At 69.3% G+C, this 21,637-nt stretch carries 22 protein-coding genes; 17 read left to right on the top strand and 5 right to left on the bottom strand.

Features of this window, described 5'->3' with window-relative positions:
* Positions 1 to 443: serine/threonine-protein kinase (locus SREC43747_RS0115810; RefSeq protein WP_236623226.1), on the bottom strand; the 443-nt coding region annotated here is incomplete at its 3' end.
* Positions 444 to 960: 517 nt separating this feature from the next.
* On the opposite strand from SREC43747_RS0115810, the gene mbhE reads away from it, so the two are divergent.
* The 10 genes from mbhE (at position 961) to SREC43747_RS0115755 (ending at position 10,728) form a co-directional block, all read left to right on the top strand.
* Positions 961 to 3,366, top strand: coding sequence for a hydrogen gas-evolving membrane-bound hydrogenase subunit E (gene mbhE / locus SREC43747_RS0115805; RefSeq protein WP_029722282.1), 2,406 nt, complete (start codon positions 961 to 963; stop codon positions 3,364 to 3,366).
* A complete protein-coding gene (locus SREC43747_RS0115800; RefSeq protein WP_029722280.1) occupies positions 3,363 to 3,905 on the top strand; it encodes an MnhB domain-containing protein in 543 nt (180 codons plus the stop codon). The genes mbhE and SREC43747_RS0115800 overlap by 4 nt, the downstream gene beginning before the upstream one ends.
* The gene (locus SREC43747_RS0115795; protein WP_029722279.1) at positions 3,902 to 4,321 is read left to right on the top strand and encodes a Na(+)/H(+) antiporter subunit C; all 420 of its coding nucleotides are present in this window, start codon (positions 3,902 to 3,904) and stop codon (positions 4,319 to 4,321) included. The genes SREC43747_RS0115800 and SREC43747_RS0115795 overlap by 4 nt, the downstream gene beginning before the upstream one ends.
* On the top strand, positions 4,318 to 5,850 hold the full coding sequence (locus SREC43747_RS0115790; RefSeq protein WP_029722278.1) for a Na+/H+ antiporter subunit D: 1,533 nt from the start codon (positions 4,318 to 4,320) through the stop codon (positions 5,848 to 5,850). Before SREC43747_RS0115795 ends, SREC43747_RS0115790 begins: the two co-directional genes overlap by 4 nt.
* Positions 5,847 to 6,401, top strand: coding sequence for a Na+/H+ antiporter subunit E (locus SREC43747_RS0115785; protein ID WP_236623225.1), 555 nt, complete (start codon positions 5,847 to 5,849; stop codon positions 6,399 to 6,401). The genes SREC43747_RS0115790 and SREC43747_RS0115785 overlap by 4 nt, the downstream gene beginning before the upstream one ends.
* Positions 6,398 to 6,664 (top strand): MrpF/PhaF family protein, encoded by a 267-nt coding sequence (locus SREC43747_RS0115780; RefSeq protein ID WP_029722276.1) that lies wholly within the window; start codon positions 6,398 to 6,400, stop codon positions 6,662 to 6,664. The genes SREC43747_RS0115785 and SREC43747_RS0115780 overlap by 4 nt, the downstream gene beginning before the upstream one ends.
* A complete protein-coding gene (mnhG, locus tag SREC43747_RS0115775; protein WP_029722275.1) occupies positions 6,661 to 7,017 on the top strand; it encodes a monovalent cation/H(+) antiporter subunit G in 357 nt (118 codons plus the stop codon). Before SREC43747_RS0115780 ends, mnhG begins: the two co-directional genes overlap by 4 nt.
* 72 nt (positions 7,018 to 7,089) lie before the next feature.
* Complete coding sequence (locus SREC43747_RS0115770) at positions 7,090 to 7,431, top strand: hypothetical protein (RefSeq protein WP_051388079.1); 342 nt, start codon at positions 7,090 to 7,092, stop codon at positions 7,429 to 7,431.
* A 1,224-nt stretch (positions 7,432 to 8,655) separates the two neighbouring features.
* Positions 8,656 to 10,026: a M20 family metallopeptidase gene (locus tag SREC43747_RS0115760; protein ID WP_408005181.1), complete on the top strand. Its 1,371-nt coding sequence runs from the start codon at positions 8,656 to 8,658 to the stop codon at positions 10,024 to 10,026.
* A gap of 66 nt (positions 10,027 to 10,092) precedes the next feature.
* The gene (locus tag SREC43747_RS0115755; protein WP_236623224.1) at positions 10,093 to 10,728 is read left to right on the top strand and encodes a type IV toxin-antitoxin system AbiEi family antitoxin; all 636 of its coding nucleotides are present in this window, start codon (positions 10,093 to 10,095) and stop codon (positions 10,726 to 10,728) included.
* Here SREC43747_RS0115755 and SREC43747_RS0115750 read toward each other — a convergent pair.
* Entirely contained in the window at positions 10,725 to 12,200 is a 1,476-nt protein-coding gene (locus SREC43747_RS0115750; RefSeq protein ID WP_029722270.1) for an FGGY-family carbohydrate kinase, read from the bottom strand. The two genes, SREC43747_RS0115755 and SREC43747_RS0115750, sit on opposite strands and share 4 nt — an antisense overlap.
* Positions 12,201 to 12,349: 149 nt before the next feature.
* On the opposite strand from SREC43747_RS0115750, the gene SREC43747_RS0115745 reads away from it, so the two are divergent.
* Together SREC43747_RS0115745 and SREC43747_RS0115740 are read left to right on the top strand one after the other, a co-directional pair.
* A complete protein-coding gene (locus tag SREC43747_RS0115745) occupies positions 12,350 to 13,066 on the top strand; it encodes an HAD family hydrolase (RefSeq protein WP_029722269.1) in 717 nt (238 codons plus the stop codon).
* A 20-nt stretch (positions 13,067 to 13,086) separates the two neighbouring features.
* Entirely contained in the window at positions 13,087 to 14,520 is a 1,434-nt protein-coding gene (locus tag SREC43747_RS0115740) for an FGGY-family carbohydrate kinase (protein WP_029722268.1), read from the top strand.
* A 97-nt stretch (positions 14,521 to 14,617) separates the two neighbouring features.
* On the opposite strand, the gene SREC43747_RS0115735 is transcribed toward SREC43747_RS0115740, so the two are convergent.
* The gene (locus SREC43747_RS0115735; protein WP_029722267.1) at positions 14,618 to 15,070 is read right to left on the bottom strand and encodes a gamma-glutamylcyclotransferase family protein; all 453 of its coding nucleotides are present in this window, start codon (positions 15,068 to 15,070) and stop codon (positions 14,618 to 14,620) included.
* A 213-nt stretch (positions 15,071 to 15,283) separates the two neighbouring features.
* Between SREC43747_RS0115735 and SREC43747_RS0115730 the strand changes: the two genes are divergently transcribed.
* The 4 genes from SREC43747_RS0115730 to SREC43747_RS21390 all read left to right on the top strand — a co-directional run bounded on the left by SREC43747_RS0115730 (position 15,284) and on the right by SREC43747_RS21390 (position 18,120).
* Complete coding sequence (locus tag SREC43747_RS0115730) at positions 15,284 to 16,687, top strand: NAD(P)H-quinone dehydrogenase (protein ID WP_029722266.1); 1,404 nt, start codon at positions 15,284 to 15,286, stop codon at positions 16,685 to 16,687.
* 36 nt (positions 16,688 to 16,723) lie between these two features.
* The gene (locus tag SREC43747_RS0115725; protein ID WP_029722265.1) at positions 16,724 to 17,128 is read left to right on the top strand and encodes a thiol-disulfide oxidoreductase DCC family protein; all 405 of its coding nucleotides are present in this window, start codon (positions 16,724 to 16,726) and stop codon (positions 17,126 to 17,128) included.
* A gap of 450 nt (positions 17,129 to 17,578) precedes the next feature.
* On the top strand, positions 17,579 to 17,983 hold the full coding sequence (locus tag SREC43747_RS20330; RefSeq protein WP_051388078.1) for a PIN domain-containing protein: 405 nt from the start codon (positions 17,579 to 17,581) through the stop codon (positions 17,981 to 17,983).
* The gene (locus tag SREC43747_RS21390) at positions 17,962 to 18,120 is read left to right on the top strand and encodes a hypothetical protein (RefSeq protein ID WP_160172995.1); all 159 of its coding nucleotides are present in this window, start codon (positions 17,962 to 17,964) and stop codon (positions 18,118 to 18,120) included. Before SREC43747_RS20330 ends, SREC43747_RS21390 begins: the two co-directional genes overlap by 22 nt.
* Positions 18,121 to 18,586: 466 nt before the next feature.
* Here the strand turns inward: SREC43747_RS21390 and glpK are convergent, their stop codons facing one another.
* Positions 18,587 to 20,092: a glycerol kinase GlpK gene (gene glpK / locus SREC43747_RS0115710; protein WP_029722263.1), complete on the bottom strand. Its 1,506-nt coding sequence runs from the start codon at positions 20,090 to 20,092 to the stop codon at positions 18,587 to 18,589.
* Positions 20,093 to 20,118: 26 nt separating this feature from the next.
* The gene (locus SREC43747_RS0115705; RefSeq protein WP_152528440.1) at positions 20,119 to 20,865 is read right to left on the bottom strand and encodes an MIP/aquaporin family protein; all 747 of its coding nucleotides are present in this window, start codon (positions 20,863 to 20,865) and stop codon (positions 20,119 to 20,121) included.
* A gap of 366 nt (positions 20,866 to 21,231) precedes the next feature.
* On the opposite strand from SREC43747_RS0115705, the gene SREC43747_RS0115700 reads away from it, so the two are divergent.
* Positions 21,232 to 21,637 (top strand): DeoR/GlpR family DNA-binding transcription regulator (locus SREC43747_RS0115700; RefSeq protein ID WP_029722261.1); only part of this gene is annotated, 406 nt, incomplete at its 3' end.

The raw sequence follows: 21,637 nt of genomic DNA, 5'->3' as shown, positions 1-21,637 counted from the left end.
GTGATGGTCTGCTCCGAGATGTTGCGGGAGATGCCAAAGTCGGTGAGCTTGATCTGGCCGTCCTGGCCGATGAGCACGTTCCCGGGTTTGACGTCGCGGTGCACGATGCCCGCCCGGTGCGCTGCGGTCAGCGCGCTGGCCAACCCGTCGGCGACCACCGCCAGCTGCTGATCGGTCAGGGTGCGCTGCTCGGCCAGCAGCTCGGCCAGGCTCTGCGCCGGAACCAGCTCCATGACCACGAAGGGCTCGCCCTCCTGCCTGGCCACGTCGTAGAGCGTCACCACGTTCGGGTGGGAGAGCGAGGCGATGGCGCGGGCTTCGCGCAGGGCGCGTTCGCGGAGCTCGGACGCTTCGGCTTCCGGCAGGCCGGGCGGCAACCGCACTTCTTTGACCGCCACCGGCCGGTCCAGCAGCTCGTCCACTCCGGACCAGACGGTGCCCATGGCCCCGTCGCCGAGCTTGCTCTCCAGCCGGTAGCGGCCGGCTATCCGGCGGGCGGTGTCGGGGGACTCGTCACTGCGGTCTGCGGCCACCTGATCATTGTCGGCCTTCCGACCTCGGCGGCGCAGCACCACCTGCCACTTCCGTCACACCACGTGCAAGTTGATCACGTAGGGTGTCAAAAAGGCGTTACACAAAGTGAAATTTCCCACGGGGAAATTTCGCGGAGGCCGTTCCGCAATCATCGGAATTCTTTTCGTCGCAACGAAAATAGCCGTTGTACCGGCGACGACGTTATATATGCGCGGCTGGGCATAGGTTCCACTTTTCGGATAAGTTGGACCCGATCGGACCGCTGAATCCTGGCCCGTCTGTTCTTTGGCCGTACAGCTACAACGTTGCCGAGGGCCGGCGCGCCCGCTGCCGTGGTGCGCGTGCCGGTGCGTTAACGAAGAATCCCGGTGGTCGGGGGCTCGGCGGATCAGGATCGCCACGACCAACCGGCCTTAGGAGGTGCCCTTGCACGTTGCCGTCATCGCGCACCTGCTCGTTGCTCTCGTCCTTCCGGCCGTCGTCCGGAAGAGCACCCGCGCCGCTTTCGCCATCGCTGCAATACCCCCCGCCGGGGTTTTGATCTGGGTGCTGGCGCAAAGCCGCGAAGTGCTCAGCGGGCAGTTGATCAGCGAGACGGTCGCATGGGCGCCGCTGCTCGGCCTGGAGATCAACTTCCTGCTCGATCCGCTCGCCCTGGCGATGACGGTGCTGGTCGCCGGCATCGGCACGCTGGTGCTGATCTACTCGATCTACTACTTCCGCTCCGGCGGCGGAGACGCCCGGCGATCCCCTCCGCTGCTGCTCGCGTTCGCCGGGGCGATGCTCGGTCTGGTCTTCGCCGACAACCTGCTCACCGTCTACATCTTCTGGGAACTGACCACCGTCTGCTCGTACCTGCTCATCGGGCAAGCCGGTATCAGCCGGGAATCCCGGCGCTCCGCGATCCAGGCCCTCGTGATCACCACCCTCGGCGGCCTGGTGATGCTGCTCGGCTTCATCGTTCTCGGCGAGTCAGCCGGAACCTACCGGATCTCGGAGCTGGCGGCCAACCCGCCGAGCGGCGCCACCGCCCTGGGCGCCGCCGCGCTGATCCTGGTCGGCGCGTTCACCAAGTCGGCCCAGGTGCCGTTCCACAGCTGGCTGCCGGCGGCGATGGTCGCGCCCACGCCGATCAGCGCCTACCTGCACGCCGCCTCCATGGTCAAAGCCGGTGTCTTCCTGGTCGCTCGGATGGCGCCGGTGTTCCAGAACGTCCCGCAGTGGCAGATGACCACCGTGGCGTTCGGGGTGCTGACCATGCTGGTGGGCGGCTGGCGCGCCCTGCACGAGTACGACCTGAAGAAGGTGCTCGCGTTCGGCACCGTCAGCCAGCTCGGCTTCCTGATGGCGCTGGTCGGGGCGGGCAGTCGCAACGCGGCGCTGGCCGGGGTCGCGATGCTGCTGGCCCACGGCTTCTTCAAGGCCGCGCTGTTCATGGTGGTCGGCATCATCGACCACCAGACCGGTACCCGCGACATCCGTGAGCTGTCCGGCCTCGGCCGCCAGCTGCCCTGGCTGGCGGGATTCGCGGTGCTGGCCGCGGCCTCGATGGCGGGCATCCCGCCCACCCTCGGCTTCGTCGGGAAGGAAGCCGCGCTCAGCTCCTTCCTCGGGCTCGGCTCGGCCGGCCTGGTGGTGGACCTGCTGCTGACGGTCGCGTCGATGTTCACCGTCGCCTACAGCCTCCGGTTCCTGTGGGGCGCTTTCGCCACCAAGCCGGGCCAGGACCCCTCCGCGGCGCCCCGGCCCGGAGCGGCCGCCATGGTGCCCACCGCGATCCCGGCGCTGGCCGGACTCGTGCTGGGCCTCGGCTACCTGCCGGTCGACCTGCTGGCCAGCAGCTACGCCGACGTCCTGCCGAACCGGCAGGAGGAGTACCACCTCGCGCTGTGGCACGGCTTCGAGATGCCGCTGCTGCTGTCCGCGCTGGCCATCCTCGGCGGTCTCGGACTGCACTACATCCGCAGGCCGCTGACCGCGGTGCGCAACCGGCTGCCCCGGCTGCTCGACGCCCAGCGCGGCTACGAGCGGATCATGGCGCTGCTGGAACGCGTCTCGGTGGGCGTCACCGCCCGCACGCAGGTCGGTTCGCTGCCCGTCTACATCGGCATCATCCTGCTGACCGTGCTGGCGGTGCCCGGCACGGCGCTGCTGACCCAGGCCGGCGGGCTCCCCGAAGGCGTGCAGCTGTACCACGCGGACCTGCAGATCCCGCTGGCCATCGTGCTGATCGTGGCGGCGATCGCGGTCGCCCGGGCCCGGCGCCGGCTGACCGCGGTGCTGCTCACCGGGGTGATCGGGTACGCCATCGGTGGTCTGTTCGTCGTGGACGGCGGACCGGACCTGGCACTGGCCCAGTTCCTGGTCGAAACCCTCACCCTGGTGGCGTTCGTGTTCGTGCTGCGCCGGCTGCCGGCCCACTTCAGCTCCGCCAAGGGGATCCGCGCCTTCCGGCTGCCCAAGATCCTGCTCTCCGGCGCGGTGGGGGTGTTCATCGCGGCTTCGGCGCTGGTGTTCAGCTCGGCCCGGCCGATCCAGACGGAAGTCGCGGACCCCACCCCGGTGCCGCCGGCCAGCCAGGAGTTCATCGCCCGCGCGGAGGAGGGCGCCGGGGCGACCAACGTGGTCAACGCGATCATCGTCGACTTCCGGGCCTTCGACACGGTGGGTGAGATCTCGGTGCTCGCGGTGGCCCTCACCGGTGTGGCCAGCCTGATCCTGGCCTCCCAGGAAGAACGCCGCATCCGCAGCGCCCGGGCGGCCGCGCGACGACAACGGCAGACCAGCGAGTCCGAACAGCGGCTGGAGCAGCAGGAGGAGGTGCGCGAATGACCACCGGAGGAGCACCCAAGATGGACTGGGGGCGGGACGCGCCCGCTGAGCGCTGGCTGCTCTCCGGGCACCCCCGGGACGCCCGCCAGCGCAGCGTGCTGCTGGAGCTGGCCGCCCGCGTCGTCTTCCCCACGGTCATGGTGCTGTCGGTCTACCTGCTGTTCGCCGGGCACACCCGAGCCGGTGGCGGGTTCAGCGGCGGCCTGGTGGCCGGGCAGGCGTTCGTGCTGCGCTACCTGGCCGGTGGCCGGATAGACGACAGCTCGATCTTCTCCCTGCGCCCACCGGTGATGATGGGCACCGGTCTGGTGATCGCTTCGGGGACCGCCTTCCTGCCGCTGCTGTTCGGCGGAGAACTGCTGGAAAGCGCCATCTACAAGTTCACCGTCCCGGTGCTCGGGGAGATCAAGTTCGTCACCAGCCTCGTCCTCGACACCGGTGTCTACCTGCTGATCATCGGGGTGGTGCTGGACCTGCTGCGGACATTGGGGTCCGGGATCGAAGCAGACGCCCAAGCGGCGGCGAGGGGGCAGCAGTGACCGTAAACCTCTTCATGGCGCTGGTGCTGGCCGTGCTGTACGCGGTCGGCTTCTACCTGCTGATGCAGCGCTCGCTGATGCGGATCCTGCTGGGCATCGTGATCCTCGGGCACGCCTCGAACTTGCTGCTGCAGCTGGCCGGCGGGCCGCCGGAGCGGGCGCCGATCCTGCACACCGCGCCGCTGGAGGAGATGGCCGACCCGCTGCCCCAGGCGATGGCGCTCACCTCCATCGTCATCACCTTCGCGCTGACCACGTTCCTGCTGGCGCTGGCCTACCGGGGCTGGTCGATGCTGGGCCACGACGAAGTCCGGGACGACGTCGAGGACCGCCGGATCCAGCGGCTGGAGCGAAAACTCGAGCAGGAAGAAGACGAGGAAGAAGAGGAAGAGCTGGAGAAGGAGGCGACGCAGTGACCGCCCTGGTAGCCCTGCCTGTGATCCTGCCGCTGGCGGCTGCCGGGCTGTCGCTGGTCTTCGGCCGCTACGCCGATGCCCAGCGGCTCATCGGGCTGCTGGTGCTCGGGCTGATCATCGTCGACGCCGGGGTGCTGCTGCACCTGGCCAACCAGAACGGGCCCCTGGTGCTGCAGATGGGCGGCTGGGCGGCCCCCTTCGGGATCACCCTCATCGCCGACCGGTTGGCCGCGCTGCTGCTGCTGGTCTCCTCGGTGGTCACCTTCGCGGTGCTGGTCTACTCGATCGGTCAGCGGATCACCGACTACGGCCGGCAGCGCTCCAGCACCACCTTCCACCCCGTCTACCTGATGCTGTGCGCGGGGGTGTCGCTGGCCTACCTGACCGGCGACCTGTTCAACCTGTTCGTCGCGTTCGAGATCATGCTGGCGTCCTCGTACGTGCTGATCACCCGGCGCACCACCAGCAACCGGGTGCAGCCGGGGATGACCTACACGATCGTCAGCCTCACCTCCTCGCTGCTGTTCATCACGATGATCGCGCTGGTCTACGCCTCGACCGGCACGGTCAACCTGGCCGACCTGGGGGAGAAGGTCCAGCTGATGCCGCGGGGGCTGCAGATCGCCCTGGCGCTGCTGGTGGTCATCGTCTTCGGCATCAAAGCCGCGATCGTGCCGCTGCACTTCTGGCTGCCGGACAGCTACCCGACCGCTCCCGCGCCGGTCACCGCGGTGTTCGCCGGCCTGCTGACCAAGGTGGGCATCTACGCGCTGATCCGCACCCAAACCCTGGTGTTCAGCCACGCGGAGAGCTGGGACCTGATGCTGTTCCTCGGGCTGATCACCATGATCATCGGCGCCCTCGGCGCCATCGCCCAGAACGACATCAACCGATTGCTGTCGTTCTTGCTGGTCAGCCACATCGGGTACATGCTCTTCGGGCTCGGCGCCTACAACGTGTCCGGGCTGTCCGGGGCGATCCTCTACATCGTCCACCACATCACGGTGCAGGCCACGCTGTTCCTGGTGAGCGGTCTGATCACCCGGCGCACCGGCACCGTGGCGCTGACCAGGATGGGCGGTTTGGCGAGGGTGGCGCCGCTGACCGCGGTGCTGTTCGCGCTGCCGGCGCTGAGCTTGGCTGGCGTGCCCCCGTTCTCCGGGTTCGTCGCCAAGGTGGCGCTGCTGCAGGCCGGCATCAACGTCGGCACCTGGACCGCCTACGTGGCCACCGGTGGTGCGGTGCTGACCAGCCTGCTGACGCTGTACGCGGTCGCCCGGGTGTGGACCCGGGCCTTCTGGGGGCAGATCAAAGCCCCGCAAGCCGACCCCGACCCCAACGACGAGCTGGTGGTCGGCACCGCTGACACGAACAAGCCGATGGTGGTGGCCAGCGGGGTGCTGACGGCGGCCACCGTGGTCATCGCACTGGCCGGCGGGCCGCTGTCGCAGGTCAGCCAGGACGCGGCGAACGACCTGATGAGCGGTGAACCGTACCGGGCTGCCGTGCTGGGAGGGGGAAACCAGTGACGAGTCATGCTTTCACCCGGCGGAGGCGGCTGCTCGCCCGGCTGCCGATGGTGGCGTGGCTGACCCTGGTGTGGGTGCTGCTGTGGGGCACGTTCGACATCGGCACGTTCTTCTTCGGGCTGGTGGTGGCGGTGCTGGTGGTCGTCGCGTTCCCCACCCCGGTGATCCGCACCAACGTGGTGCTGCGGCCGGTGCGGGTGGTGCAGCTGGCGCTGTACGTGGCCTGGGACCTGGTGGTGTCCACCCTGCGGGTCGCCTGGCAGGCGGTGCGCTACGGGCCGAACGCGGAGGCCTCCATCGTCTCGGTGCGGTTGCGGACCGACTCCGACCACATCGCCGCGATCCTGGCCAACGCCATCTCGCTCGCCCCGGGGCAGTTCGTGATGCACCTCGACCGACCTAACCGGCTCTTCTACGTGTACGCCCTCGGGACGACCGAAAGCGGTGTCGAACAGGTCCGCCAGGACGTCCTGAAGCTGGAGAAGAAGGTGGTCCGGGCCGTCGGCTCGCCGCGCGACCTCCAGCGGATCCTCCAGGAGGAGGCGAAATGACCTGGGTCTTCATCATCACCTTCGCGTTGCTGTGCCTGGCGGCGTTGCTGGTGCTGGTCCGGCTGCTGCGGGGCCGCAGCACGCTCGACCGGATCGTCGCCGTCGACGTCTTCGTCACCCTGGTGGTCGCCGCCACCTGCGTCGGGATGGGCTGGCAGAAGAACGGGGAGAACATCGCTCTGCTCGCCGCGTTCGCACTGCTGGGGTTCATCGGTTCGGTGGTCGCTGCCCGCCTGGTCGAGAAGAAGGAGTCCTACCGGTGAGCGCGCTGGACGTTTTCTCCGCGGTCTGCCTGATCATCGGTGCGCTGTCCTGCTTGTCGGGGGCGGTCGGGCTGCTCACCTTCCCCGACGTGGTGGCCCGGCTGCAGGCGGCGACCAAGCCGCAGACGCTCGGGCTGCTGCTGATCCTGCTGGGCACCGCGGTGCAGCTGCAGTTCGTCTACGCGTCGGGGCTGATCCTGGTGGGCCTGTTCCAGGTGTTGACCTCCCCGGTGCTCTCCCAGCTCATCGGGCGCGCCGCCTACCGGTCGAATTCCCTGCGGGAGGACCGGTTGGTGGTCGACGAGCTGGGGGAGCGGGTCGAGCACCTGCACGAGCACCGCCAGGCGAGTTGATCCACTGCGACTATCCGGGATAACTCGGTCACAACTGGTCACGATCCGGCCGGTGTGTGATCAAATAGGCCGGTGCGGGATGACCGGATGTCGGCGGACGCGGAAAGGTGTGAAGCCATCATGCGGCGGGCTGGTCAGCTCTTGGCGGGTTTGCTGTTCGCCCTGGTCGTGCTGTGTTCGCCGGTGACGTCGGCGGCTGCTGCGGCGGACGGGGCCGCCGTGGCGACCCGGGGTTCGTCCGCTGTGGTGGCCCAGGATTCGTCCGCGCAGCAGTCGGGAGGTCCTCAGGAGGAGCTCACCCAGGAGCAGCGCAACATGATCGGGGTCACCGGTCTGGTCTTGATCGGCCTCGTTTTTCTTTCTCGCAAGATAAGGAAAAAGCCGGTGTTCTTCATCTCCTGGAAGAAGAAGTAAACCGACTGGCTGGTCTGTTTTGCCAATTCTTTCGATGCGAATTCGCCGGATGGACTGGACCTGAGCGCGAACCTGTGGGATTTTCACAACTAGCGATGGGTGATCGAACTCGTTGATTTCGGTTGCCATCGCAGGGCGGAAGCCCCTCAGACGTGGGTCGGCGCCGGGAAGCCCCCCGACCGGTGCCGACCCACACCTTTTCCGGTTCAAGTTTTTCAGCCCGGCCTAAATCCCGTAGCCCGTTCGCCGCAGACCGATAACCGGTTGGCTACTGACCGTTCATCTCGGCGGGCGGTTGGCGGCCAAGTGGTGCAGTATGAGGCGCAAATGAGAGCCGCCTTGTTCCTGCACCGTGACAACGACGACCCCGTCGCATCGCGAGCTGCTCGCCGGAAAAGCGGGTCAGCTCAGTTCCGATCGGCTTCTACCGGGTGCGGGGGCAGCGGGCAGCGGCACTCGTGGAGCGACCACCGGAATGCGCGCCGGAAGCGGTGCGTTGCCCGGAAGGGGAGCGCCTGCGAGCGCGGCCCCGGTGCGCTTCCGACCGGCGGTGCACCAGCGGCCGCGCAGCTGGTCACCCGCCCGGTGCGACCGAGCCTTCGGCGGCAGCGGTCGAGGACCGGTATCGTGGTTGGCGGCAGCGCGGCATCGGGAACCACTTCCGCGCGTGCCGCGGCGGTGCACAGCTCGCGCACAGCCGAGGTGAATTCGCCGCAGGGCCCGGAGAACCGCATCCGGGACCGCTCCGCGGCTGGTGCGACAGCGACCGGTACTGGAAATGCGGCCGGACGAGTTCTTCCGGTTCCTGCGGAACGGGAGTCCGCTCTCCGGCCAGTGCGAGCACATCGCCGGGTGACGACCGGCGCCGGGCGAAAACCGCTCGGCCCACCCGGCCTCAGTTCGGGCCGCGTTCTGCAGTTCTGGCCCGCACTCGAGTCGCTGATTGCGAACGATCGCGGCCACCTGGCGGGAACCGCCGGTGCCCGCGCAGGTGAATTCGCTGACCGCCCGGCCCCTGCCAGAGCAGTGGCGGCGGTTCGGACCACGACCACCGCGGTGGCCGATTCCGGTCGGCGCACCGGGTTGTCAACCGGGGCACGCAGGCGGTCCGGGTAAGGAAACCGGTCACGGGTACCCGCCAACGGCCGCAGGGGGCCGCAGTTGGGCTGACACGGGCGGGCTGCGCGTGCCGGAACGATTTGAGAAGAAAACAGGAGGCGTGGCGTGACCGTGGTGGACTCGCGAGACGCGGAACCCGGCCAGACCCGTGGTCCGGGCGGCGCGGATCGGGACTCTGCGGAACCGACCGGAACGAAGTCGGCGACCCTGGTGGCACCCGACGTGGACGCGCCGAGTGCGCCGGCTGACCCCACCATGGCAGGAGTGGGATCCGGTGTGGAATCCGCTGTGGCCGACCTCGGTGCTGGCCGTGGACCCTCCTGGCTGGATTCCTGGCTGCGGGAGAATTCGCCGCGGGTGGTCGCGTGGCGCCGGCACATCCACGCCAACCCGGAGCTGTCCCGAGCCGAGTACGAGACCACCGCCTTCCTCCGCGAGAAGTTGACCAGCGCCGGGCTGCGTCCGCGGGTGCTGCCCAAGGGCACCGGACTGATCTGCGACATCGGACGGGGCAGCAAGACCATCGCGCTGCGCGCGGACATCGACGCCCTGCCGCTCACCGAATCCACCGGACTGCCGTTCTCCTCCACAGTGGAGGGAGTGGCCCACGCCTGCGGGCACGACGCGCACACCACCGTCCTGCTCGGCACGGCGCTGGCCCTGGCCAACGCGCCGGAACTGCCCGGGCGCATCCGGCTCATCTTCCAGCCGGCCGAAGAGGTCATGCCCGGCGGTGCCCTGGACGTGCTGGCCACCGGGGCGCTGGACGGAGTCGACCGGATTTTCGGGTTGCACTGCGACCCGCGGTTGCCGGTCGGCAGTATCGGCACCCGGGTCGGGGCGATCACTTCGGCCAGCGACCTGCTGGAGCTGCGGTTGTCCTCCCCCGGCGGGCACACCTCGCGGCCGCACCTGACCGCGGACCTGGTGCACGGGCTGGGCTCGGTCATCACCGGACTGCCGATGTTGCTGTCCCGGCGGGTCGACCCGCGCACCGGAACGGTGCTCACCTGGGGTGCGGTGCACGCCGGGGAAGCGCCGAACGCCATTCCGCAGAACGGCGTGCTCACCGGCACGCTCCGCACCGGGGACCGCACCACGTGGGCGAAGCTCGAGCCGCTGGTGCACGAACTGGTGCACAGCCTGCTGAGCCCGCTGGGGATCGGATTCGACCTGCAGCACCGCCGAGGGGTGCCGCCGGTGGTCAACGACTCCGAGAGCACCGAAATCCTGCGCGCGGGCGTCGTCGCCGGGCTGGGCGAGCAGGCGTTGGCCAGCACGCCGCAGTCCTCCGGCGGGGAGGACTTCGGGTGGTACCTGGAGCACGTGCCGGGCTCGTTCGCCAGGCTCGGGGTGCACTCCGGGGTGGGCCGGGTGAAGGACCTGCACCAGCCCACGTTCACCCTCGACGAGCGAGCCCTGCTGGTCGGCATCCGGGTGATGGTGAACACCGCGCTGCAGGCGCTGAAGAACTGACTCACCTGGTCCGGTGATCCCGATCCCGGGCCGTATCCCGCGCCGGCTCCGCTGCCTCTATTGGGCATGACGGTGAACAAGACCTCTGCGGACCTGGTGACCGGTTTCGAGCGTCGCGCCCGGCACGGAGCGCTGCCCAGGTCCGCTGCGGAGCGCGAGTTCGGCGCGGAAGCGGTGGCGGAGTCGGTGGCGGGCGGCGAGCTGCTGGAGCTGTGGCCCGGCGTGCTGGTGCTGGCCAGCAACGCCGAGGAGCCGCTCACCCGGGCTTCGGCCGCGTTGTGGCGCGCCGGCCCGCAGGCGGTGCTGTCCGGGCTGACCGCAGCCGCGATGCACGGTTGCCGGGCAGCCGCCGGTCGGGAGATCCACGTGACCGTCCCGTACGACTGCGAGCGGCGGTCCGCGCCGGGGCTGCGGGTGCACCAGGCTTGGCTGCGGGAATCGGACGTGCTGCTGCTGGACGGGCTGCGCACGTTCGCCTTGGACGTGGCGCTCACCGAGCTGTTGTGCTCCGGGCCGGACCGGATCGCACTGGCCTGCCTGGAGCAGGCGCTGCACCAGCTCGGTGGCGCGGCGGAGGAGTTCCGCGCCCGGCTCGGGGTGCGGTTGGCGCTGCGGCGGGACCGCCGAGGAACCCGCCGAGCGGCCGCGCTGCTGGAGTTGGCCTGGAGTCGCGCGCCGCAGCTGTTCCCGGTTCCGGGCTAGCTCCGCGGCCGGTACCAGCCGGCCTGCTGGGCGTCGTGCCGGGCGGCGCGGAACCGCTCGAAGGCTTCGGTGTAGCGGTCGTGGTCGGTGGGGTTCGGCTCGACGGTGTCGGCCGGAGTGACCAGCTCGTCGGCCACTTCGGAGAGGCTCCGGCGCTCCAGCACTGAACGCGCGGTGATGACCGCGCCTTTCGCGCCGGCTTGCGCGTCGGCGGTGCGCACCACCGGAAGCCCGGTCACGTCCGCGATGATCTGCCGCCACAGCCGGTTGGCCGCGCCACCGCCGGTGAGCCGGATTTCGCTGGGTTGCACGACGTTGGCCCGCAAGCATTCGTGGATGACCATGGCAAGTCCTTCCAGGCAGGCTCGGGCGATTTCGGCGGGCCCGTGCACCAAGCTCAAGCCGTGCAGGCTGCCGCGGGCGTGCGGGTCGTGGAACGGGGCCCGTTCGCCCGCCGGGGACAGGTAGGGCAGCAGGAGCAGTCCGCCGCTGCCGGCTCGGGCGTTCTCGGCCAGGTCGGTGAGGTCCTCCGGGTTCGGCAAGCCGAGCAGGCGGCAGACCCATTCGATGACTTCGGTGCCGGACAGGGTGGCGTTGGCCAGCAGCCAGCTGTCCGGGGCCGGGGTGCGCAGGGTCATGCCGATCGGGGGCCGGTCCAGGTGCGGGTCGGTGCTGAACACCTCGGCGCAGATCGTGGTGCCCAGGATCGTGCAAGCCTGTCCCGGGCGGGTCGCGCCGGCGCCCAGGGCGGTGGAGACCACGTCGTAGGCGGCGAGCACCACCGGGGTCCCGGCCGGTATCCGCAGTTGTTCGGCGACGGCCTGCTGCAGCGGGGCGACTCGTTGCTGGCCTTCGACGACGTCCGGCAGCAGGCGGTGCGCCCAGCCCAGGTCGAGCTTGTCGAGCACGTCGGTGGAGTACTGGCCGGTGCGGATGTCCAGGAACGGGTTGGAAGCGTCCGAGCTGTCCCAGCAGATGCGCCCGGTCAGGCGGGAGAACAGCCAGCTCCCGCAGGTGAGCACGGCTGCTGAGCGGCTGATCCGCTCCGGTTGGTGTTCGGCGAGCCAGCTCAGCTGCGCGTGCGGCAGCCCGGCGAATCCCGCGGAGCCGTTGCTGGCGAACAGCTCGTGGAGGAGGCCGTCGGTTTCCCAGCGCTGGATGATCGCGCTCGCCCGGGCGTCGTTCCACAGCAGTGCTGGCCCGGTCGGCCGGCCGGCGGCGTCCACCAACCAGCAACCATCGCCTTGGGCGGTGATGGCCAGGGCGCTGACCGGTTCGGCGAGCCGTGCGGTGAGCTCGGTGACGGTGTCCAGGACTGCCTGCAGCACTTCGTCCATGTCCTGCTCGGACCAGCCGGGGTGTGGCCGGACCACTCGGGTGGGGCGCTGCGCGGCCGCGAGTTCGGTCCCGGTTGCGGCGTAGGCGACGCTTTTCACCACGGAGGTGCCGGCATCGATGCCGATGGTGATCACGCCCGTTCCCTCCTGTTGTGCTGGGCCTACCGCTGAGCGAAGCCGATATTTATCACAACATTTAGTGTTAATAATTTCAACGACAGTGTTATTTTCGGGTTTGGACGGGACATCCGGCCTCGGTTGAGGCCAAGGCGGAAGGACGTGACGTGCCGGCTCAAGCAAGCGGCGACGCCCGCCGAGGGCAGATCGAGCTCGTGCTGCTGGACATCGGCGGCCCCGTGTACGACGATGCCGCCTACCGGGACGCCCTGCAGCGGGCGACCGGGGACCTGCTCGCCGAGCGGGGCGAGGAACTCGACGAAGCCCGGTTCCAGGCCGTCTACGACGAGTTCCGGCAACGGCAGAGCGGGTCGCTGCGGACAGCGGTCGCCGCGCACTTCCTCACCCCGCAGGACCGGGAGCAGCTCTCCGAACGGGCCAAGCGGTACTGGAGCTACCCGGCATCGGCGCTCCACCCCGACGTCCTGCCCGCTCTGCGCGAACTGGCCGGGAACTACCGGCTGGCGGTGGTGGCCAACCAGCGGCAGGCGGTGCTGGAGGCGCTGCGCCGGGACGGGGTCGCCGAGTTCATCGACATCTGGGCGATCTCGGAAACCGTCGGCGTGGAGAAACCGGATCCGGGGATATTCCAGTACGCGCTGCGGGAAGCGGGCACCCCCGCCGAGCACGCCGTGCACGTGGGCAACCGGCTGGACACCGACGTGCGAGGGGCCCATCGGGTCGGCCTGCGCACCGTGTGGGTGCTGCGCGGGGAAGCGCCGCCGCACCCCACCCCCGAACAGCTCGCCGAACCGGACGTCGCGATCCGATCCCTGGCCGAACTGCCCGAGGCGCTGCGCCAACTGCAAGGTCTCGGTGGATGACGCGCCCGAGGAGCCGACCGATGAGCGAACTCGTGGCCGGAGTGGACATCGCGACCGCAACCGTGCGGGTCCAGGTGCACGACCCGGCCGGCGCGCTGGTGGCCGCCGCCAGCAGGCCGCTCCCGGAGCCGGTGCGTCCCGGGGACGGCCGCTCCGAACAGGACGCTCGCGCCTGGTGGCCAGCCGTGCGCGACTGCCTGGCCGAATGCACCTCGGCGTTGGGCGAGCACCGCAACCGGATCGCCGCGCTGGCGGTCTCCGCCACCTCCGGAACGGTGGTCGCGGTGGACAGCTCCGGCGAGCCGCTCGGCCCGGCGCTGATGTACGACGACCGGCGCGCCGAGCGGGAAGCGCGGACAGCGGCGGAGGCCGGCGCGGCGCGGTGGGCGCGCAGCGGGATCACCCCCTCGGCTTCCTCCGGACTGGCCCGGATCGGCTGGCTGGCCGGACACCTGCCCAGTGGAACGGCCCGCATCTGCCACACCGCCGACTTGATCGGCTGGAAGCTGACCGGCGCACCGGTGGCCGTGGACTCCAGCCACGCGCTCAAGAGCGGTTACGACCCGGTGGCGCAGGAGTGGGCGGACGAAGCGCTCGACGCGCTCGGCGTGCCGCACCGGTTGCTCCCCGAGGTGGTCCGGCCGGCCGCGGAGATCGGTGCGGTCGGCGAGCAGGCCGCAGCCGACACCGGGCTGCCGGTGGGCTGCGTGGTGCGGGCTGGGATGACCGACGGGTGCGCCGGGCAGCTGGCCGCCGGAGCGGTGTCCGATGGGGAGTTCGTCACCGTCATCGGCACCACGCTGGTGCTCAAGGGGGTTTCCCGGGAACTGGTGCACGACCCGACCGGGGCGGTCTACAGCCACCGGCACCCGGACGGGATGTGGCTGCCCGGAGGGGCGGCCAACGTCGGTGGTTCCGCGCTGTCCGATGTCGACCCAGCAGAATTGTCCGAACTGGACAGCGCTGCGCTGCGGCGCGGACCGGCCACCGCGGTCGACTACCCGCTGCGCGGGAAGGGTGAACGGTTCCCGTTCACCGCGGCCGGCGCAACCGGGTTCCGCATCGGACGACCGGTCGACCGCATCGACGAACACCGCGGCCGTCTGGAAGGAATAGCCTTCTGCGAACGCCTGGCCCTGCAGCGCCTGGCGGACCTCGGGGCGCCGCAAGCAGGCCCGATCCGCACCGCGGGAGGTGGGGCGCGCAGTGCTGCCTGGTGCCGGATCAGGGCTTCGGTGCTGCAGCGGCCGGTGCTGCGGATCCCGCAGGCGGCGACCGCGCTGGGAGCAGCCCTGCTGGCCGCGACCGGAACGCTGCACCCCTCGCTCACCGCCGCCGCGGCCGAAATGGTGCCGAACGGGGAGCTGATCGAACCCGACGCGGCGGAAAGCCCCCGGCTGGAGGAGAGCTACCAGAGGTTCTGCGCGGAACTGCGCGCTCGCGGCTGGATCTAGCCGGTGGACCCACCGGCGCCACCGCGCACGGCGGCCCGGGGCCGGGTTCAGGGACGCCGGCTCGACAGCGCTGCTCGGAGGAGCTGCTCGCCGGGCCTCACGGGCCGACGTTCAGGCACGGCCGCCGGCGCAGTTCTTCCACGTAGTCGGTCGGCGCCCCGGCCGCCTCGGCGGCGTCGGCGATGACCCCCAGGTACCGCGCCGAGGGCAGCCCGCCCTCGTAGGCGTCCAGCACGTACAGCCACGCCAGCACCGGACCGTCCAAGGTCTGGATCCGCAGCCGGATCTTCCGGTACATGCCGAGCTCGGCGCCCTCCCAGCGGTCCAGTTCGCGCTCGTCCTCCGGGCTGACGTCGTAGAGCACGCAGAACACCTGGGAGCCGGGGGATTCGACGATGGTCGACAGAGCGCCTTCCCAGCCGTAGTCCTCCCCGCCGAAGGTCAACCGCCAATCCGGTAGCCAGCCGGTGCCCGCCATCGGCGAGTGCGGGGCGCGCTTGCTCATCTGGGCCGGATCCATGTTCGATCCGTACGCGGCGTACAGAGGCACGCCCAACAGAGTAGCTACCGAACGGCGGATCGGTGTGCCGGATCGTTTCACGAGACCGGGTAGCGAGGGGCCGGCGGAGGAAGATCTGAATCGATCTCTGGCGTGGCGCGCGATTTTTTCCTGCGCGCACCGGTACCACCCGGATCAGCGACATTTGCCGCAGCGTACGGTGAAGTCGGCGCCCACAAGGCAGGCGGATCAGGAGGAGCAGAAGTGACCCGGGTCGTAATCATGGGAGGCGGACCGGCGGGGTACGAGGCGGCGCTGGTGGCCGCCCAGCACGGCGCAGATGTCACGTTGGTCGAGCCGGATGGGCTGGGCGGAGCCTGCGTCCTCTACGACTGCGTGCCGTCCAAGACTTTCATCGCTTCCGCCGGTGCCCGCTCGTCTTATCGCGACAACCGGGAACTGGGGGTTCGGGTGCCCAACGAGGCCCCCGACGTGGACACCGCCGTCGTGCACGGCCGGGTGAAGGGACTCGCCCTGGCCCAGTCCGCGGACATCCGTTCCCGAGTTCGCCGGGAAGGGGTGAAGATCCTCGCCGGCCGGGCCCGGTTCGCGAACCCCGCGCCCGGGATGGCCCGCCACCACGTCGAGGTCAGCCTGGCCGACGGCGGTTCGGAGGAACTGCTCGCCGATGTGGTGCTGGTCGCCACGGGGGCAACCCCGCGGGTGCTGCCCGGGGCGGAGCCGGACGGGGAGCGCATCCTCACCTGGCGGCAGCTCTACGACCTGCCGAAGCTCCCCGAGCACCTGGCCGTGATCGGCTCCGGTGTGACCGGTGTCGAGTTCGCCTCCGCCTACACCGAGATGGGGGTCAAGGTCAGCCTGATCTCCAGCCGGGACCGGGTGCTGCCGCACGAGGACGCCGACGCGGCAGCGGTCCTGGAGGAGGTCTTCGCCGAGCGCGGCACCGAGGTCATCAAGCACGCCCGGGCGGAAAAGGTGGAGCGGACCGACTCCGGGGTGCTGATCCACCTGGCCGACGGTCGGAAGGTGGAGGCCAGCCACGCCCTGATGACGGTCGGCTCGGTGCCGAACACCTCCGACATCGGGCTGGAACGGGTCGGCATCGAAACCGACCAGCGCGGCTACATCCCGGTGGACCGGGTTTCCCGCACCAGCGTGCCCAACATCTACGCCGCCGGCGACTGCACCGGTGTGCTGCTGCTGGCCTCGGTCGCGGCGATGCAGGGCCGGATCGCCATGTGGCACGCGTTGGGGCAGAGCGTGGCGCCGATCAAGCTGAAGACGGTGGCCGCGAACGTCTTCACCCACCCCGAGATCGCCACCGTCGGCATCAGCCAGCAGGCCATCGATTCCGGGGAGGTGCCGGCCCGCATCATCATGCTGCCGCTGGCCACCAACCCGCGGGCGAAGATGGACGGCCTGCGCCGCGGTTTCCTGAAGCTGTTCTGCCGCCCGCAGACCGGTGTCGTGGTGGGTGGCGTGGTGGTCGCCCCGAACGCCAGCGAGCTGATCATGCCGATCGCGCTGGCGGTGCAGAACCAGATCACCGTGGAGAACTTGGCCAACACCTTCTCGGTGTACCCGTCGCTGTCCGGTTCGCTGACCGAAGCGGGCCGCCAGCTGATGCGGCACGACGACCTGGACTGACCAGCCCGACCGGCTGCTGTCTGCCATGGTGGTCTGGTGACGGACGAGCAGCGGACCAGCCGGTTCCCGGTGCTGGTCTACGACGGGGACTGCGGGTTCTGCACCCGGTGCGTGCGCTGGGCGGTGCGACTGCCGGTGTCGATGCGGGTGGTGCCCTGGCAGGAGACCGATGTCGCGGCGTTGGGCAGCACTGCGGAACGGGCGCGTGCGGAAGTGCTGTGGATATCAGGTCCGGGGCAGGTCCGCGGTGGTGCTGATGCGGTGGCCGGGCTGCTCGAGCAGTGCCGGTTCCCGTGGTCCTCGCTGGGGCGTTTGTTGAGCGCGCCGGGGGTTCGCCGGGTGGCTGATCGGCTGTACACGTGGGTGGCGGCCAACCGGCACCGGTTCCCGGGCAGCACTCCTGCCTGCCAGTTGCCGCCGCAGGAGCGGCCCGGGAGCTGAGCGCCCGGTGACGCGCCCCGGGGGGCGTTGTTCTGGTGCCTGCTCGGCTGGGGTGCGCTGAGGTTTCCCGGTGTTCAGCGGGGCGCTGCCCGCGGTGGCGCGTCCCGCGCCGGTTCGCGCGCGGCCGCGCGGTGTTGGCGGCGCCTCGCTGCGGCCGCCCGGTCCCGTATCGCGAGGTCGGGGTCCACCACCGGAGTGCTCTGCTGGTGCGCCGCGCACCGATCTGATCGATGATCTGGTTCATGCTGCGAAGCGTGCTGCTCCGCGCCGCGAACGGGTGGCTGAGGGGGCGTGCGCCGCGTTCCGGGCCGTTACGCCGGGTCTGGAACGGAGTGCAGTGCGCCTGCCCCCGGTGGCAGTGCTGCTCGCGTTCTCTTCCGCGGACGTCTTGCTGAACGGCCGGCGCGTGCTGGTGTCGCACCGCCTCGCTTCTCGCAGAAAGGCAGCAGCGTGTCCCGATGGAAGTCGCTCGGCATCCACTGGCATGCCTACAGCGAACGCTCCGAGACCCCGACCCGCGCCCGCTCCACCAGGCAGGAGCGCCTCGCCACACCTCCGCAGGCGGTGTTCGCGACCCCGGAGCAGGCCGCGGACTGGATAGCTGTCATGACCGGTCGCCACTCGCACCGGCAACCGGTCTGGTTGATCGGCTCGGACGGCGACTGGGCAGCTGTCGGGGATGACGGTCATGTGCTGCACGAGCGCCACTCGGCGCTGGTCGGGCTCAGACGCGGCGACAGCCACTACAGCGACTGCCGCGGCGCGGAGGGGCGGCTGCACCTGTGGGTGGAGGCGGTGACGCCGGCGGAGTGCGCGCAGGAGCACCACGCGTCGTGGACGTCGGAGCTGCCATGACCGGTGATCCGGTGGTGCGGCGCTGGCGCGGGGGAGCACCGCGGGTGGACGACTGCCCGGCGGGCGGGGCCCACGCCCCGATCCCGGTGCAGGGCGGTGGTGGCATGGTGTGCGCCAAGTGCAACCAGCGCTGTTGAGGCGCTTCCCGCGAACTGCTGTTCGGATGTTGGTGTTCCGCTGGGAGGGAATTGGGAAAGTCCTTACGCAGCGGGGCCGCATCGTAGAAGATGATCTTCTATGGACAGCCCTGAGCACTCCGATGGGGACGGTTCCGGTCACTGGAAGCCCGGTTCCGTCCGCACGTGCCTGGTTTGCTGGGGGAAAGGGGTTGTTGGGCGGCCTTGCCTGTACATCACCCGAGGCGGAGAAGCCGGATGGATCGGGCAGACCCGGTTGTGCTGGCGCAGTTGTCCGCACTGCGGGAACGGCGGACCGATTCCCGGAGGGCGGTCGCCCGAGTGAGCCCTGGCCGAGAACGCCCTGGTGCGGAGGAGCTTCTGCGGAGCCGGGAGGACTGCGGCTCCGGCTGGCGGTTCGGCGTCCCGCGCTGGATTTTCCGCACGGGACGCCAAAACCTCTAGCAGATCAGTCCGGTGTGGATTTTCACGATGCCCAGTCGAAGGTCTTGGTGACCGCTTTCTGCCACTGCCGGTATTCCTTCTCCCGGCGCTCCGCCGGCATCTTCGGATCCCACTGCTTGTCCTTGGCCCAGTTGGACCGGATGTCCTGCTCGCTGCTCCAGAATCCGACGGCCAGACCGGCGGCGTAGGCGGCGCCCAGTGCCGTGGTTTCGCTGACCTTCGGCCGGATGACCGGAACTCCGAGGATGTCGGCCTGGAACTGCATCAGCAGTTCGTTGGCCACCATGCCCCCGTCGACTTTGAGCGACTTCAGCGGAACACCGGAGTCGGCGTTCATCGCCTCGATCACTTCCCGGGTTTGGAAGGCCGTTGCTTCCAGCACCGCGCGGGCCAGGTGGCCGCGGTTGACGTAGCGGGTGAGCCCGACGATGGCGCCCCGGGCGTCGGACCGCCAGTGCGGAGCGAACAAACCGGAGAACGCCGGGACGAAGTAGGCACCACCGTTGTCGTCAACGGTTCGGGCCAGTTGCTCGATCTCCGGGGCGGTGGCGATCAACCCCAGGTTGCCCCGCAGCCACTGCACCAGCGAGCCGGTGACGGCGATCGACCCTTCCAGGCAGTAGATCGTGTCCTGATCACCTCGCTTGTAGCCGACGGTGGTGATCAACCCGTTCTTGCTCAGCACGCGTTCGGTTCCGGTGTTGAGCAGGACGAAGTTGCCGGTTCCGTAGGTGTTCTTGGCTTCGCCCGGGGACAGGCAGGCCTGTCCGAAAGTGGCGGCCTGCTGGTCGCCGAGGATGCCGGCGATGGGGACGCCGCCCAGCACGCCGCGTTCCCGGAACCTGGCGTAGACCTCCGAAGAGGACCGGATTTCCGGCAACATCGCGGTGGGAACACCCATCTCGCGGCAGATGTCCTCATCCCACTCCAGTTTTTCCAGATCCATCAACAGGGTGCGGGATGCGTTGGTCGGATCCGTGACGTGCAGACCACCGTCCGGTCCACCGGTGGAGTTCCACAGGATCCAGGTGTCCATGTTGCCGAACAGCAGCTCGCCCTTCTCCGCCCGGTCCCGAACACCGTCCACATTGTCCAGTATCCAGCGGATTTTCGGTCCGGAGAAGTAAGTTGCCAGCGGGAGACCGGTCTTGCTCTGGTACCGGTTCTGCCCTTCCGGTCCGGAGGACAGCTCGCTGACGATCGAATCGGTGCGGGTGTCCTGCCAGACGATCGCGTTGTAAACCGGGCGTCCGGTGGACTTCTCCCACACCACGGTGGTTTCTCGTTGGTTGGTGATGCCGCAAGCGGCGATCTCCGAGGTGACCAGATCAGCTTTGGCCAGTGCACCGGCGCAGACTTGCCTGGTGTTGTTCCAGATCTCCACTGGATCGTGCTCGACCCACCCGGCTCTCGGGAAGATCTGCCGGTGCTCCATCTGGTCGACCGACACGATCTGGCCCGCCTGGTCGAAGATCATGCACCGGGTGGAAGTGGTGCCCTGGTCGATGGCGGCGATGTAGTTGGTCATTGCCGGTCCCTTCTTGTGCGTTGACGTCAGCTGATGGGCAGTACCAGGGCCAGTGCGCCGGCCAGCGCACCGCCGATGCTCGGACCGACCACTGGAACCCAGGAGTACCCCCAGTCGGCCGAGCTCTTGCCTCGAATCGGTAGTACCGCGTACGCGATGCGCGGGCCGAGGTCGCGCGCCGGGTTGATCGCATACCCGGTAGGACCGCCGAGCGAATTCCCGATCCCGATCACGATGAACGCCACGGCCGCGTAGCCCAGGGCGGCGTTGCCGAAGTCCGGGACGCCGGGGGTCTCGCCGACGCCGGCTTGGGGGCTGAGGATGATCCACAGCACCAGCACGAAGGTCCCGATGGTCTCCGTGACCAGGTTCCACGGGGCGTTGGGCACGGTGGGACCGGTGCAGAAGATCCCCCGGGTGCCAGCCGGATCATCGTGCTCGTCGAACTGCAGTTTGTAGGCCAGCCAGCAGAGCACGGCGCCCAGCGTCGCGCCGATGAGCTGCGCGGCGATGTAGACCGGCACCTGCGACCACGGCACTTGCTCGTTGACCGCCAGCCCCAGCGTGACCGCCGGGTTGATGTGAGCGTTGCTGGGCGCGGCGATGCTCGCCCCGGCGAAGACCGCGAACCCCCAGCCGAAGTTGACCAATAACCATCCCCCGTTGTTCCCGAGGGTGTCGCGCAACGTCACGTTGGCGACCACGCCGCAGCCCAACAGGGTCAGCACGGCCGTCCCCATCAACTCCCAAAGGAAGATCTCACCTAGATCCACGGTGGGTTTCCCCTCGTCATGCCGCCGTTGGCACAGCGGACGATCACTGTCCGACATGGAGTGAATCGGGACGCTACTGCCGCATGGCAGCACGTGTCTATGCCTGCCGCCACTCGTACCAAGCCCATTGCTCTGGGTTGCCGAAGGCGTTGTATCGCCTGGTAGCAATACCCGTCCCCGAAGTGGAAGACGGGCATTCCGGGCGATCTCCAGCCTTGTGTTCCTGGACACAGGGGTAGCGGGCATCACGGTTCTTCTGGTGAAAACACCATTGAGAGAAAGGCTGAATGGTGTTTTTATCGTGTTGAGCGATATAGCAGCGGTCTGCAGCTGACCTGCTCCGGCTCGGGGAAGAAGGGAACAGCGATGTCCGGGAGCTCTGGCCGCCGGCCGTCCGGCAAGCAGCAGGACCGGCGGCGCCGGATGACCGAGCTGGTCATGGACAACGGCACGATGCGCATCGACGACCTCGTCGAAGCCGTCGGCGCCAGTCCGATGACGGTGTACCGGGACCTGGCCGACCTGGAAGCGCAAGGCTTGGTGCACCGCAACCGCGGTTACGTCTCAGCGGCCTCCTCGCTGCTCTACGAAGCCGCGTCCGAGTACCGGTTGCAGCAGAACACCGCGGAGAAGGAGGAGATCGCCCGCGCCGCGGCAGAACTGATCGAGCCGGGGCAGGCGCTGATGCTCGACGACTCCACCACCGGGGTTTACCTGGCCCGACTGCTGCCCGAGCGAGCGCCGCTCACCGTGATCACCAACTACCGGCGGG

Origin of the sequence: Saccharopolyspora rectivirgula DSM 43747 (assembly GCF_000497205.1) — a bacterium.
In the GTDB taxonomy this organism is placed as follows: Bacteria; Actinomycetota; Actinomycetes; order Mycobacteriales; family Pseudonocardiaceae; genus Saccharopolyspora; species Saccharopolyspora rectivirgula.
This window is presented reverse-complemented; position numbering and strand designations above follow the sequence as displayed.